Source organism: Alteromonas sp. AWJ4_197 (assembly GCF_056160285.1).
This window is the reverse complement of sequence record NZ_JBSWWW010000001.1, coordinates 678,230-691,417: the sequence shown is the minus strand read 5'-3', so window position 1 is coordinate 691,417 and position 13,188 is coordinate 678,230. Positions and strand designations below refer to the sequence as shown.

General features: G+C 47.6%; 15 protein-coding genes. 6 read left to right on the top strand and 9 right to left on the bottom strand.

What is annotated here, in order from left to right; translation table 11 throughout:
- Positions 1-38: 38 nt before the first annotated feature.
- The gene (locus ACXAGC_RS03040) at positions 39-521 is read right to left on the bottom strand and encodes a nuclear transport factor 2 family protein (protein WP_474842263.1); all 483 of its coding nucleotides are present in this window, start codon (positions 519-521) and stop codon (positions 39-41) included.
- A gap of 65 nt (positions 522-586) precedes the next feature.
- Positions 587-1,045, bottom strand: coding sequence for a very short patch repair endonuclease (locus tag ACXAGC_RS03035; protein WP_474842261.1), 459 nt, complete (start codon positions 1,043-1,045; stop codon positions 587-589).
- Positions 1,046-1,144: 99 nt separating this feature from the next.
- Here ACXAGC_RS03035 and dcm point away from each other — a divergent pair, with 99 nt between their 5' ends.
- Both dcm and ACXAGC_RS03025 read left to right on the top strand, forming a co-directional pair.
- The gene (dcm, locus tag ACXAGC_RS03030) at positions 1,145-2,422 is read left to right on the top strand and encodes a DNA (cytosine-5-)-methyltransferase (RefSeq protein ID WP_474842259.1); all 1,278 of its coding nucleotides are present in this window, start codon (positions 1,145-1,147) and stop codon (positions 2,420-2,422) included.
- 135 nt (positions 2,423-2,557) lie between these two features.
- Positions 2,558-3,157 (top strand): hypothetical protein, encoded by a 600-nt coding sequence (locus tag ACXAGC_RS03025; protein WP_474842257.1) that lies wholly within the window; start codon positions 2,558-2,560, stop codon positions 3,155-3,157.
- A gap of 115 nt (positions 3,158-3,272) precedes the next feature.
- Here the strand turns inward: ACXAGC_RS03025 and ACXAGC_RS03020 are convergent, their stop codons facing one another.
- Positions 3,273-4,136, bottom strand: coding sequence for a YicC/YloC family endoribonuclease (locus tag ACXAGC_RS03020; protein ID WP_119503195.1), 864 nt, complete (start codon positions 4,134-4,136; stop codon positions 3,273-3,275).
- Positions 4,137-4,378: 242 nt separating this feature from the next.
- On the opposite strand from ACXAGC_RS03020, the gene ACXAGC_RS03015 reads away from it, so the two are divergent.
- From ACXAGC_RS03015 to tusA, 4 genes are all read left to right on the top strand, one after another.
- Entirely contained in the window at positions 4,379-6,352 is a 1,974-nt protein-coding gene (locus ACXAGC_RS03015; RefSeq protein ID WP_474842255.1) for an alpha/beta hydrolase family protein, read from the top strand.
- A gap of 142 nt (positions 6,353-6,494) precedes the next feature.
- Entirely contained in the window at positions 6,495-7,208 is a 714-nt protein-coding gene (rph, locus tag ACXAGC_RS03010; protein WP_474842253.1) for a ribonuclease PH, read from the top strand.
- A 9-nt stretch (positions 7,209-7,217) separates the two neighbouring features.
- A complete protein-coding gene (pyrE, locus tag ACXAGC_RS03005) occupies positions 7,218-7,862 on the top strand; it encodes an orotate phosphoribosyltransferase (protein WP_474842252.1) in 645 nt (214 codons plus the stop codon).
- Positions 7,849-8,103 carry a sulfurtransferase TusA gene (tusA, locus tag ACXAGC_RS03000; RefSeq protein ID WP_303572503.1) on the top strand — a complete coding sequence of 85 codons (255 nt, stop codon included), beginning with the start codon at positions 7,849-7,851 and terminating at the stop codon, positions 8,101-8,103. Before pyrE ends, tusA begins: the two co-directional genes overlap by 14 nt.
- A 51-nt stretch (positions 8,104-8,154) precedes the next feature.
- Here the strand turns inward: tusA and ACXAGC_RS02995 are convergent, their stop codons facing one another.
- The 6 genes from ACXAGC_RS02995 to ACXAGC_RS02970 form a co-directional block, all read right to left on the bottom strand.
- Complete coding sequence (locus tag ACXAGC_RS02995) at positions 8,155-8,958, bottom strand: DUF1206 domain-containing protein (protein WP_474842250.1); 804 nt, start codon at positions 8,956-8,958, stop codon at positions 8,155-8,157.
- Positions 8,959-9,248: 290 nt separating this feature from the next.
- Positions 9,249-9,710, bottom strand: a complete 462-nt coding sequence (locus tag ACXAGC_RS02990; protein ID WP_474842248.1) for a hypothetical protein — start codon at positions 9,708-9,710, stop codon at positions 9,249-9,251.
- A gap of 70 nt (positions 9,711-9,780) precedes the next feature.
- Positions 9,781-10,365 (bottom strand): YqaA family protein, encoded by a 585-nt coding sequence (locus ACXAGC_RS02985; RefSeq protein WP_474842246.1) that lies wholly within the window; start codon positions 10,363-10,365, stop codon positions 9,781-9,783.
- 9 nt (positions 10,366-10,374) lie between these two features.
- The gene (locus ACXAGC_RS02980; RefSeq protein ID WP_474842417.1) at positions 10,375-11,658 is read right to left on the bottom strand and encodes a metal-dependent hydrolase family protein; all 1,284 of its coding nucleotides are present in this window, start codon (positions 11,656-11,658) and stop codon (positions 10,375-10,377) included.
- Between the two features lie 73 nt (positions 11,659-11,731).
- On the bottom strand, positions 11,732-12,286 hold the full coding sequence (locus ACXAGC_RS02975) for a DUF1285 domain-containing protein (RefSeq protein ID WP_474842415.1): 555 nt from the start codon (positions 12,284-12,286) through the stop codon (positions 11,732-11,734).
- Complete coding sequence (locus ACXAGC_RS02970; protein ID WP_119503185.1) at positions 12,276-13,124, bottom strand: DUF3014 domain-containing protein; 849 nt, start codon at positions 13,122-13,124, stop codon at positions 12,276-12,278. Before ACXAGC_RS02970 ends, ACXAGC_RS02975 begins: the two co-directional genes overlap by 11 nt.
- Between the last annotated feature and the right edge of the window lie 64 nt (positions 13,125-13,188).

The following is a 13,188-nucleotide window of genomic DNA, read 5'->3' as shown; positions in this document are numbered from 1 at the left end:
AAATACTGTCCATATCATGCTATCGCCAGTCCTTTTAGTTAATTTGCTACAGGTATCTCAGCAGAGGAAAGCTTTATCATTTCGGTGACTGTACTGGCTAACTGGTTAGGAATAGGAATGGTCAGATGATATTGGGCAATTTTCCATTTGTCGTTTTCAAGCACCAGTACACCGGTTCCCCGCGTTACACCATAGCTGGCATTATCAAGAAGTTCATCAAACCAGGCCGTATTGCCGTTAGCAGAAAAATAAATATGCCTGTCGCGGGGATGATAGGTCCAACCCTGCCCCTTATCGAAATATGGCTTCGCATAGGCTTTAAATTCATCAACCGGCCAGGTTTCTCCCGCATCGGTACCGATGAATACAGCATTGGCTGAAAAGAGGCTGAAATACGTGGTGAAGCTGGCATCAGATGCAGCCTGATGAAACTTATCCAGCACGTTGCTGACTTCTTCCTGAGGACTGGCTGACACCGACAGTGACAGCATAAACAACAAGCAACAACTTAACCGTTTCATCTCATTCTCCTTTTGCTAAACAGGTATAGTACATTACTTGCGGGTGGTCACAAACGTCTCTGCCTTCAGCGTATTTCCAGTGCTCTTTTAAAGCCGTGCTTCATATGGATAAGTTTCTCAAGTCGCGATATGACTTCTTCAAAAGGCAGTTTGCCAACCCCCTTCAGGGCACACTCCCAGACAATAATTACCTTCCATCCCTGACTAAGCAGGTCGTGCTGGTGGCGTTTATCCCGCACTGTATTCTGCGTAAGTTTGGTGAGCCAGAATGCTGTTCTTGTTTCCGGCAAGTGTGCCAGATGACACTGTTCGTGCATGTGCCAGAAGCAGCCGTGCACGAAAATACAGGTTCTGTATTTGGGTAACACAATGTCCGGCGAGCCCGGTAACCGCTTAACATTTTTCCTGTAACGGTACCCTCTGGCAAACAGCGCCCGCCGGACCAGTAGTTCCGGTTTTGTATTTCTGCTTTTTATCGCAGACATGTTTTTACTTCGTGTAGCTTTGTCGTGTACGTCTGCCAATAAAAGTTTCCTTCCGTTTTAAATGACAAAGCGCTGGTAGCTGATCTGTTCTGATGCTAACCTCGCAGGGATAAAAACCGGATAAGCAGAAGTCTCCCCATGAGTAAACAAAACCAGAATCTTAGCGCTGATGATATCAGGTGTATACGTCAACGGCTGGGATTGGGCAGAACAGAATTTGCAAATCTTTTGGGGTTGGGCAATCAGGGCGAGCGGACAGTTCGCGGTTGGGAAAATGGCGAGCACCTGCCTTCGGCTAAAAAAGCAGAAGCAGTGAGAACCCTGGAAAAACGCATGGTGCAACTGGCCAAAGAAGCCCCTTTCGCAGCTACCGGCTCAGAATACCACTTTAACTTTATCGATCTCTTTGCCGGAGTGGGTGGCATACGACTTCCATTTCAGGAGTTGGGAGGTAAGTGTGTATTTACTTCAGAATGGGATAAATTTGCACAAAAAACGTATCTTGCGAACTACGGTGAAATGCCACACGGCGATATTACCCAAATCCGCGCGGCAGATATTCCGGATCACGATGTGCTGTTGGGCGGGTTTCCCTGCCAGGCATTTTCGCAGGCAGGTCTGAAAAAAGGGTTCAGCGATACCCGCGGCACCATGTTTTTTGAAATTCAGCGCATTCTTGTTGAAAAGCGTCCGAAAGCATTCCTGCTGGAAAACGTAAAGCAGCTTAAAGGCCATGATAAAGGTCGTACACTTAAAACCATTGAGGCTATCCTGCGGGGAGATTTTGATCAGAGTATACCGGATGATATGCCTCTCAGTGAGGAAGCGCGCCATGCTCTTTCTGAGAAGCTGAATTACTGGGTGGACTATAAAGTGCTGCGGGCGGCAGATTTCGGTGCCCCGCAAAACCGTGAACGGGTATTTATCATCGGCTTCGATAAAGATCATTTCAGCGAAGCAGATATCAATGCACATTTTCGCTGGCCGGAACCACCAAACATACCAACCCGTGTGGGCGATATTCTTGAGAGTGCGTCCGAACTGGCAGCCAAAGATGATCGTTACACCTTGTCAGACAGGCTCTGGACGGGCCACCAGAAGCGTAAAGCGGAGCATAAACAAAAAGGTAACGGGTTCGGCTATTCACTGTTTACGCCCGACAATGCCTACACCAACACGATCAGTGCCCGCTATTATAAAGACGGGTCCGAGATCCTGATTGACCAGAGCGCACTGAACAAGAATCCGCGTAAACTGACACCAAGAGAATGTGCTCGATTACAAGGCTTTCCCGAGGCATTCATCGTTGATGCTGTATCTCAGGGCCAAATCTACAAACAGTTTGGCAACTCAGTCTGTGTAAATGTGATCAGGGCCGTCGCCAGCGAAATGGTAGCGTTTATGAGGAAGAGATAAAAAAGCTCTGATTCGAGACGACTAAAAGAATAAGTTGAACTCCTTGAAAAATTGGAATGCTATCCGGTTTTTATGAATATCACACCCAAGATGAGTAATGAATAGCGTACTTATTAAAAATTTATAAGGCAAGTGATGTATAGAAGAATAATGCTAATTTTAGGCGATGAAAAAAATTCTATTTTGATTGACAATATTACCAAAGTTATAACGTCAATTATAATTACAATAACTATTATATTGTCATATTCGCAATTTAAAATCCAAACCGAGTTCGAATTGAAAAAGCCATTGATGGATTTAAGGGTGAAGATGTATTCAGATATTTTGATAGAATCTGCAAAACTTTTGCCTGCGGCAAAGAATCCACTAGATATTGAGAAGTTAAAGAATTCAAATCTAAAGCTAAAGAATATTTACTATGAGTCATTTGTAGTTTTTGGAGATCCAAGAGTAAATGAGGTATATAAAAAATTAATAGATACAGTAGATGAAATAGTTGAGAGAAATGAAAGTAGAGAACGGTCAATGTCATCTAATGACTTTCAGAATAAATACTCGTTAGAAATTTATTCGAGTAGATCATTTTTAGCAAAGTGTATCGGATCTACGTTAAAAGAAGTTCTAAATGTACAGTTGGATGAAAAATTTCAAACGATTAGTGAACTAAAAAATCACTCAATATATTGCAGCATTCCGGATAGTGATGAATATCGGATACTACCTAACTATTAATTCAAAACTTGATTTACCCACCAAATCATTTGGATTCTGGTGGGTAAGCAGTATCAAACTGACTATTTGTAATAAAAATATGTAATATAAGTGTGTTGCAATAAATATGTGAACGCTATTCAATATTCTGGATCTGCTCGCGCATTTGCTCAATCAGCACTTTCAGCTCAACAGCTGATTGAGTGATTTCTGAGTTTATTGACTTGGAACCCAGCGTATTCGACTCACGATTGAATTCCTGCATCATGAAATCCAGACGACGGCCGCAGGCGCCGCCTTTTTTCAGGATATTACGGGTTTCTTTAACGTGAGCATTCAGGCGGTCGAGTTCTTCTGCCACATCAATCTTTTGCGCCAGCATGACCATTTCCTGCTCGAAGCGGGTGGGATCAAGTTCTACTTTGGCTTCTTCAAAACGGGACTGAATTTTTTCACGCTGCCACTCAACAATAGCCGGCATTTTTTCAGCAACTGCTGCGGCTTCTTTTTCAATGCCGTCCAGGCGCTGTTCAATAAGTGCTTTAAGCGCATCCCCTTCGGTGGCGCGGGCTTCGATGAACTGAGTAAGGGTATCGTCAAATGCCGCCAGAATATCCGCCTGAATGGCATCCATATCGGCTTCTTCGGCAGCGATAACGCCGGGCCAGCGCAGAATATCAAGGGGGTTAACTCCGGTGGACTGACCGTGTGACTGCACCCAGTCTGCAGCATGCATGACTTCTTTCGCAAGTGCTTCGTTAAGCGTGAGTTTGGTTACAGCGGCATCGTTAGCGCTGAAACGCAGCGCGCACTCTACCTTTCCCCGCTGTAAACGCTTGCGAAAGCGCTCACGGAGCACCGGTTCCAGTGCCCGGAATTGTTCAGGCAAACGGAAGTAAGTTTCCAGAAAACGCTGGTTCACCGAGCGGACTTCCCACACGGCTGTTCCCCAGTCTTTTTTCACTTCACTGCGGGCAAACGCGGTCATGCTGTAAATCATAAATTTTCAATCTCCGTATGGATTTATGCGTAAGTCTACGCAGGAATCACCGGGTTGTCAGTGGTAATGTTCACTGTGTTCATACTTTAGTACAAGGTTCAGACAGGTTTTGATCGTCCCTGCTTGCCTGTAACTGTGTTGCTGGCTATTCTGTTACCGGATAAATTTGTTACATTTAATGGATTCTGATTTCAGAGATAATGCCTCATTATCAGAAGTATGTTTACTCAGGGATGACCCACATGTCGTATAAGAAATTAGGTGCGCTGGTCGCATTTTTGTTCCTTTCTTTTTCTGCTTTTGCGGCTTTCACACCGCAGGACATAGCTAAAAATGCTATTTACGCAGATGCCAAAATATCACCGGACGGAGACCGTCTGGCCATCGTGGTTGTACAGGATGGCATCAGAAACCTTGCCGTGCTGGACATGAAAGATTTCTCAACGGTTGGCGGAATGGCCATGCGCGGGGGAAATGAGGTCGGTACCTTTTACTGGGCGAATAATGATCGCCTGGTAATGGAAATCTGGCGTAAAGAGCCATGGCAATCTGAACCTCAGTTCTGGGGCGAACTTTACGCTATTAATTACGACGGTACTAACGGCGAGATTATCTATGGATTCAACGTCGAAGAGCGTCAGAATACCCGGATTAAAAGAAAGAAAAGCGTAGATGGCTGGGCCCGCGTGATCAGTACAATGCCGGATAACGACAATGAGATCCTGATTGCATCAGAGCCGATGAACGTAGACCGGATTGGTTTCGTTCAGCGTCTTTCTGCCAGCTACGACAGCATCGCATCAATTCACCGTCTGAACGTTTACAGCGGCAAATTGTACCCCGCCAAGGCTTATGCGCCCGCGCCACAATCTGACATTTTTACTGATGACAGTGGTAACCTGATCATGGCAACCGGCACAAATAAGAATGACGATACGCTTATTTTTCGTCGTAAAGGCGATGACTGGGAAGAAATCAGTGAGCAATTCGGGCAGGCTTTCCATCCGGTATCTCTGAACGAAGATGCCACGGAAGTGATTTACCTGGATAATTTCGAACAGGACAAAGTCGGCCTTTTCCGGATGAATCTCAAGACCGGTGAGCGAAAAGAAATATACACCGATGATGTAGTGTCTTTGTCTCAGGTAAATCTGACAACCGATAAGTCCTCTGCCTATGCTATCCGCGTGGATGACGGTATGCCGGCGTACATGGTTTTCGACAGTGCCGGTGAAGAAGCCAGAATCTTTAAAGACTTGCTGGGTGCCCTGCCGGGTTACAACGTGAATATGGTCAGCCGTTCAGCAGACGGCAATTTGTGGCTCATCTATGCCACCAGCGATATTGATGCCGGTACCTATTATCTTTACAACAAATCTGCCAATAGCCTGAGCCAGCTGTTCGCTAACCTTGAACACATTTCCGTAGACGACTTCTCTGAAACCAAACCGGTGAGTTTTGAAGCGTCAGACGGAATGAAAATTCACGGTTTCGTTACCTACCCTGTTACGATGAAACAGGGACAGAAAGTTCCTCTGGTAACTCTTGTTCATGGCGGTCCGCACTATGTACGTGATTTATGGTGGTTTGACCGTGAAGTTCAGTTACTGGCGAACGAAGGTTATGCTGTTCTTCAGGTGAACTACCGTGGTTCCGGTGGCTATGGCGGCGATTATCAGGTTGCCGGCTACAAGCACTGGGGTGACGATATTCAGCAGGATATTATCGACGGTACACGCTACATCATTTCTCAGGGACATATCGATAAAGACAAAGTGTGTATCATGGGCGGCAGCTTTGGCGGCTATTCTGCGGTGATGTCTGCAGAACTCGCCCCTGACCTGTTTAAGTGTGCTGTTGCTAATGCCGGCGTCTATGATCTTAATCTGGCACTGGAGAAAGGTGACATTACTGAATTCCTCACCGGTGATGCCTATCTGGAAAAAGTGCTGGGTACTGACCCCGCTCAGTTAACTGCATTTTCCCCTGTGTCCCACGTGAGCAAACTGTCCGGTCCGGTACTTATTGCCCATGGTGCCCGTGACCGCCGGGTTCCCCTTGAGCACGCCGAACGTCTGAAAAGTGCCCTGGACAAAGCTGGCAAATCCTATGAGTGGTTCGTGAAAGACTCGGAAACACATGGTTTCTATGATGAAACCAACCGCGGCGAGTACTATCAGAAGGTCGTGAATTTCCTCTCTGAAACCTTAAAATAATCTGATAACGCTGCATTTATGCGGCGTTTTACTTTTTTACGCCTTAATTCCCTTCCCGCCGGATTCAATTTGCCGGTGTATTTACGCTATACTTGCGCCTGTTAAAAAATACAGATTTATGACCTTTTCTCAGGAGACTCCTATGCGTCCAAGCGGCAGAACCGCCAGTCAGATCCGTCCCGTTACGATTACCCGCAATTACACTTGTCATGCTGAAGGTTCGGTTTTAGTCGAATTCGGTAATACCAAGGTACTTTGCACTGCGACGGTGGAAGAAGGTGTACCGCGTTTTATGAAGGGTCAGGGAAAGGGCTGGGTAACGGCTGAATACAGTATGCTGCCGCGGGCAACGCATACCCGCAGCCAGCGTGAAGCAGCACGGGGTAAACAAGGCGGCCGTACCCTTGAAATTCAGCGCCTGATCGCCCGCTCTTTGCGTGCGGCACTTGATCTGAAACTGCTTGGTGAAAACACAATAACACTGGATTGTGACGTTATTCAGGCTGACGGCGGAACACGTACCGCTTCTATCACTGGTGCCTGTGTTGCACTGGTGGATGCCCTTACCTTCATGCGTGCTAAAGGCATTATCAAAACTAACCCGCTGAAATTCATGGTAGCAGCATTGTCTGTGGGTATTTACGAAGGTACGCCAATTGCTGACCTGGAATATACCGAAGATTCAGCAGCCGAAACCGACATGAACGTAGTAATGACCGAAACCGGCAAGCTGATTGAGATCCAGGGTACCGCGGAGGGCGAACCGTTCTCCTTTGATGAAATGCACGAAATGCTGGATATCGCTAAGCACGGTCTGCGTGAACTGTTTGATGTTCAGAAAGCGGCTCTTGCGTAAGGAGAGCAGATGAAAGCGTTTAAAAGAGAGTTTATTGAGTTTGCCATCGCCCGTGGCGTGCTGAAATTTGGCGAGTTTACCCTGAAGTCAGGCCGTACAAGTCCTTACTTCTTTAATGCCGGGTTGTTCAACAAAGGTGGCGATCTGGCCAAATTGGGTCGTTACTACGCGGCAGCACTGGCGGATTCCGGCATAGGCTTCGATGTACTGTTTGGCCCTGCTTACAAAGGGATCCCTATTGCCACAACCACAGCAGTAGCCTTAGCTGATCATCATGATATGGATGTGCCTTATTGCTTTAACCGTAAGGAAGCGAAAGATCACGGTGAAGGCGGTAATCTGGTAGGCAGCCCGCTGGAAGGCCGTATTATGCTGGCGGATGATGTGATCACTGCCGGAACAGCTATCCGTGAGTCAATGGAGCTTATTGCTCAGAACGGTGCCTCTCTGGCCGGTGTACTGATTGCGCTGGATCGCCAGGAACGGGGTAAAGGCGAGCTGTCTGCTATTCAGGAAGTGGAACGTGATTTTGGTACACAGGTAGTTTCTATCGTGTCTCTGAATGACGTAATTGCTTATCTGGAAGAAACCGGTGCGCACGCAGAGCACATGGCGTCAATTCGTCAGTACCGTGAGTCATATGGGATTGGATAATCCCCTCTTCGCCAGCCCGGACCACGAACTGGACACACTGGGCCTCCGTTGCCCGGAACCTGTGATGATGGTGCGTCTGAAAGTGCGGAAAATGCAAGAAGGTGAAACGGTTCTGATCACCGCAGATGATCCGGCAACAGAGCGGGATATCCCGGGGTTTTGCCGGTTTATGCAACACACGCTGGTGGCAAGTCAGACTGATGCATTGCCTTATCAGTTTCTGATTAAGAAAGGGCTGTAGCCGTTATCTCATACAAACAGTTTTTAAAGCCGGTGATACGCCGGCTTTTTATTACCGGTTTCCCGGCGTGGTGCGGTAAATTGTTTCAAAACCACAGAAAATGCCAAACATGGCTATGCCGGCACCTGTCGCAGCAAGTCCATACTGCCCGTACCGCTGATTTAAAATAGTACTGAATGCTTCTTTAATTCCACCTGCCTCTGACGGATCCAGTTCAATTGCCGCCTGAATAAAAAAAGCACCTACCAGAATGTAAACAACACCCCTCGCGAGATAGCCGAGTCTGCCGGCAATACGGCTGATATGAATCTCACTGTCCCGCATATGATGAGTATTAAATTTTTCCATGAAATCGGCTTTACAGGCATGCTTTAGCTGGATGAAAGAAAATATCAGAATACCTGTACCGATGGCAGCAACCAGCCATTCTCCCCACGCCTGCTGCATTAACTCCTGTGAAACCTGTTTACTGCTGTCTTTCTCTGAATTACCGGTACCAATCAGTACTCTGATTGCACCCCAGGCCCCGACTCCGTAAATCGTCGCTGATAATACAAAGAAAGCTCTGGTGATCACATCGCCGGCTTTTGACATATCCAGGTTCTCGGTATTCAGAAAGGCCTGAATAAGACGCCATAACATATAGCAGACGAGCCCGCATACTACGCCGGCGAGCAGATACCATCCTAAAGGCTGCTCCAGGAGTGTTCTGAAAACATGGTCCTGAGTGGGTTCTTCAGATTGCAGGAACGTAAATGCTGTGGTTATAACGAAAATACCAAGAAGAATATAAACAACGGTTTTTGCACCATATCCGGCGCGGGCAATATAGCTGATAGTGGTTGAAGCGATCACAGTATCTTATCCGGTATTCGTTACGCTGGCAGGGGGGAAAACCCGCAAGCTTTTTCCTGTATTATTTGAATACGCAAATAACTGCTGATAGCGATTTATCTGTTGCTAAAATTAATGGCTTTCCGTGATGGCCTGAAGTAAGAGCCGCTGTAAGCGCACTTTGTCATCATGAGACTGGCAACGGAGATCGCTGATGTGCAGAATCCTCTGCCGTAGCATATGCTTCAGAAGCCTGATATCCACTTCCAGCGTTATGGTTGTGGATGACTGGCTGTCCACCGGTAAGGTCACTAGTGAAGTACCCTTGAAGATAATGTCTGCCGTTGGTAGAAGGCCAGCCCTTTCTGCAGTGAAAACGTAATTTGTTGCAGCATCGTCAGTAACTCAGGGTGTAATGCAAACAGCGGGGCCAGCGCATAGATTTGCTGTGATGCCGCATCAAGACAGGTGGCAGCATCTTCAATGTTCCCTGTAGCAGCATGGCTGCGTGCAAGCTGTATGGCAGCAGCACCATAAGCGGTCAAATCTTTTCTCTGTGAGGCCGGGGAGGTTTCAGGTGCCTGCAAAGAAAGCAATACCGCCTGCGCAATTTCATAAGCTTCCCCTGCTGTCTGACGGGCGGATTCCATTTCACCGGACTTTGCCTTTTCCAGCGCAGTTTGACTGGTTTGTGTAAAGTGGTTGCGGGCATGCTCCGGGTGGGATTGCAGCCACTTCCAGTATTCCGGGCTAAGATAATGGGTTTTCATCATACGCACCTCCTGAATTAAAAGTAATGCAAATGAGAATTATTATCAAATTAAATTTAATGCTGTTGCCCGGTTAAAACAATGTAGTGATATACCAGATCAACAGCACGACAGCAGTCAGTGCCAGTATTGCTTTCGTTTTATATCGCCTGATTAACGCTTCAGCTTTGTCTCCGGCAACATATACCGCCAGTGCCAGACCAAAATACCGTATGGACCTGGCGATGACCGTGGCCAGTAAGAACAACAGCAGGGAGTATTTTGTTGCACCCGCTGCCAGCATGGCTATCTGAAACGGAATGGGGGCAATCCCGAGCGTCAGTACAAACCAGAACCCCTGCTGCTCCATTTTAGCTGAAACCTGCTTAAACTGTTCCGGGTCAGAAAAGGTGTTAATGATCCAGTCGCCGGTCAAATCGAAAAGATAATACCCCAGCGCATAACCGAATAATGCACCAATAACACACCCCAGAGTGGCCATCAGGGCAATGCTCCAGAGCTTTTCTCTTCTTGCCTGCATCAGCGGTATAAGGATCGCTTCCAGGGGCACAGGTACGATTGTAGATTCCAGAAATGACGCCAGGGTAATGCCTTTCAGCATGTGCCTGGAATCCACCATTTTCTTCGTCGTACGTTTTAACTTTTTCGTTATGGGCATAATCTTCCGTTATTGTTTGAAGATTGCCCCGTCCTTCATAACAAAGACAACCTTCTCCATCACCCTGATGTCCTCAAGGGGATTACCTTCAACTGCAATGATGTCGGCCAGTTTGCCGCTTTCGATAGTGCCGAGTTCATCACTGATATTCAGCAGTTTTGCCGGTGAAACCATTGCACTGCGCAATGCTTCAGCAGCAGGCATGCCGGCTTCTGTCATCAGTGCAAACTCCTGAGCGTTATCGCCATGTGCTGAAACGCCACTGTCAGTGCCAAACACAATGTTTACACCCGCTTTATACGCTTTGGAGAAGGTGTTTTGGATCAACGGGCCGATGGCGGCCGCTTTGGGTCTGACAAGTTCCGGAAAGAATCCGTCGATTTTCGCTTTCTGAGCCACAAACTCGCCGGCGAGAATAGTCGGGGTGTACCAGGTGCCGTGTTCTTTCATCAAATCCATAATCTCATCGTCCATGTAAGTACCATGCTCGATAGACGTCACACCGGCTTTAATGGCCCGCTTCATACCTTCTTTTCCGTGAGCATGCACAGCCACTGTCATGCCGTAGTCATTAGCTGTAGCAACAATGGCTTCCAGTTCATCGTCCATAAACTGCGGATTCTGGCCACTTTTCGCTACGCTCAGAACGCCGCCGGTGGCAGTGATTTTTATCACGTCAGCACCATCCTGATAGCGCTGGCGCACTGCATCGCGGGCTTCTGCAACGCCGTTTATAACACCTTGCTCCGGTCCGACATCAGGGCGAAGTTTGTGTGCCATCCCGTTACTGGGATCTGCATGTCCGCCGGTTGTCGCAATCGATTTACCGGCAGAGAAAATGCGCGGCCCCTGTGCCAGGCCTTTGTCAACGGCTTTTCGCAGTGCGATGGTTTCGTTGTATCCGTCACCCAGATTACGCACGGTTGTGAAGCCGGCAGACAGGGTTTTCTCCGCAAAGTGTGCCGCTTTCAGGGTGTAGTCAGCTTCGTTGAGTGTGAAGCGTTCCATGTAAGAAGACGGGCCCTGCTGGGAGGAAAGGTGAACGTGCATGTCCATCAGTCCCGGCATCACGGTATGATTTTTAAGGTCAATCACTGTGTCGCCGTCTTCAGCGCTGATATAGCCTTTTTTCACCGCGGTTATCTTGTTGCCGTCGACCACAATTGTCATCCGGCTTTGCAGAGAGTCGTCAGTTGCAGAAAATAAGTTGCCGGCATGAATGAGGGTGTCTGCCTGCAGAGGTAAAGTGTTCAGTCCCAACAGGGCTGTTATACATAAAGAGAGTTTTTTCATTGTCATTATCGTTATCAGTGTGTGAGTTTTCTACTGTAATGAAATGACTGTGCGGATGCCAGTATGGCAAAGGTTATTCGCTGATTTCTCCGAGAATGAGTTCATAGTCACCGCTTTGAACTGTAAAGCGGGTGGTGCCGTCGGGTGCTGTTTTTTCCTCAGCTTCGTTGAGTAACTGATAGTAAACATTCTGATGAAGTCTGGCCCATAAGTTACGCCGGACATTCACGTAAGGTAAAAAGGTGCCGTCTAAAGAAGCCCGCAGTGTGCCGGGATGAGAGGCGCTGACAGTGAATGTATCACCGGTTTGTGTGGTTAATCTGAGGTGATTATCTTCCATTGCCCACTGAATAATTACAAAAGGCACATCCTCTACCTGTATACCGACTTTCTCCACCGGCGTTACCAGAAAATAATCGTCATTTTCTTTTACTAAAACAGAGGAAAAAAGCCTGACAAGGGATAATCGTGTAACAGGAGATTGCTGATATTGCCATTCACCGGAGGCTGTGATGCACATATCGATGTTACCGCAAAATGGCGGATGCCATTGTTCTACCGGAGGGAGGTTGCACCCGTCATCTGACGGGTGCGACTCTATCTGAGCCTGAAACCGGTTAAAATCCATCGTCTGCAAGCAGAGATTTCAATTCCCGTAATTTCGCCTTGATACGGCGCATATTGTCCGGGCCGGTTCTCAGCAATTGCTTTTGCGGCGTGCTGAGTTCTTCCAGTTGCGGATCAGCATATTTGTAGGCAACTGAGTCAGAGTACACTTCTACCGGAACAGGAACTTCCGGGGTATCGAGCAGTTGATCGATGGCTTCCACCACGACAGATTCAAACGGCTGGCCGGGCTGTCCAATCTCGTCATACTTCGACTGGATTTCCCCTTTGTAACGTTTGAACAGATCTAGCAGAGCTTCATTATCAAAACTTTCCATCATGGTAACGTACGGCGTGTAACGCTTGTAGCTGGCGGCATCAATCCACTCTTTATCAGCCTGACGGTAAACTTTGAATGTTTGCTCCGGTGCGGTTAACGGTACCTGCTGGGCCGCCGGCATTTCATCATTGGCCAGATTGGTCACTGTAACAACAAAGCGCTGAATAAGACCCTCATTCACAATCAGGTTGTTCGCTTCTTCCGTACCTGAAATAGCATTTAAGGCTTCTTCTACGCCCTTATCCGACACATCCAGAGGTTCCGGTTCAGGCTCTGGCTGTTCCGGCATAGGTTCCGGCTCGTCAACGGGATCAATATCTACCGGTTCCGGTGGCGGGGCGGGCTGAAAATCGTCCGGCTCGTCAGGCAGAACTGGCATTTCTTCTGCCGGCACTTCTTCGGTAACCGGTGCAGGTTCTTCCTTCGACGGCCACAACAGAACTGCAATTATGACCACTACAATCACCGCGATAATTAAAATATGCGGCGCCAGCGTTTTCTTCTCTGAATCATCACTCATAAACTTTTCACCCTGTAATGTTCCCTCTGGATCATAAACCCGTGCTACCTCAGGACATTCGCCT

Bases quoted from the DNA above. Each gene is read 5' to 3' on its own strand.
- ACXAGC_RS03020 (WP_119503195.1), bottom strand. From the start codon at position 4,136: ATGATTTACAGCATGACCGCGTTTGCCCGCAGTGAAGTGAAAAAAGAC.
- ACXAGC_RS02985 (WP_474842246.1), bottom strand. From the start codon at position 10,365: ATGCCCATAACGAAAAAGTTAAAACGTACGACGAAGAAAATGGTGGAT.
- ACXAGC_RS03025 (WP_474842257.1), top strand. From the start codon at position 2,558: ATGTATAGAAGAATAATGCTAATTTTAGGCGATGAAAAAAATTCTATT.
- ACXAGC_RS02990 (WP_474842248.1), bottom strand. From the start codon at position 9,710: ATGATGAAAACCCATTATCTTAGCCCGGAATACTGGAAGTGGCTGCAA.
- ACXAGC_RS02975 (WP_474842415.1), bottom strand. From the start codon at position 12,286: ATGGATTTTAACCGGTTTCAGGCTCAGATAGAGTCGCACCCGTCAGAT.
- rph (WP_474842253.1), top strand. From the start codon at position 6,495: ATGCGTCCAAGCGGCAGAACCGCCAGTCAGATCCGTCCCGTTACGATT.
- pyrE (WP_474842252.1), top strand. From the start codon at position 7,218: ATGAAAGCGTTTAAAAGAGAGTTTATTGAGTTTGCCATCGCCCGTGGC.
- ACXAGC_RS02980 (WP_474842417.1), bottom strand. From the start codon at position 11,658: ATGAAAAAACTCTCTTTATGTATAACAGCCCTGTTGGGACTGAACACT.
- ACXAGC_RS03015 (WP_474842255.1), top strand. From the start codon at position 4,379: ATGTCGTATAAGAAATTAGGTGCGCTGGTCGCATTTTTGTTCCTTTCT.
- ACXAGC_RS02970 (WP_119503185.1), bottom strand. From the start codon at position 13,124: ATGAGTGATGATTCAGAGAAGAAAACGCTGGCGCCGCATATTTTAATT.
- tusA (WP_303572503.1), top strand. From the start codon at position 7,849: ATGGGATTGGATAATCCCCTCTTCGCCAGCCCGGACCACGAACTGGAC.
- ACXAGC_RS03040 (WP_474842263.1), bottom strand. From the start codon at position 521: ATGAAACGGTTAAGTTGTTGCTTGTTGTTTATGCTGTCACTGTCGGTG.
- dcm (WP_474842259.1), top strand. From the start codon at position 1,145: ATGAGTAAACAAAACCAGAATCTTAGCGCTGATGATATCAGGTGTATA.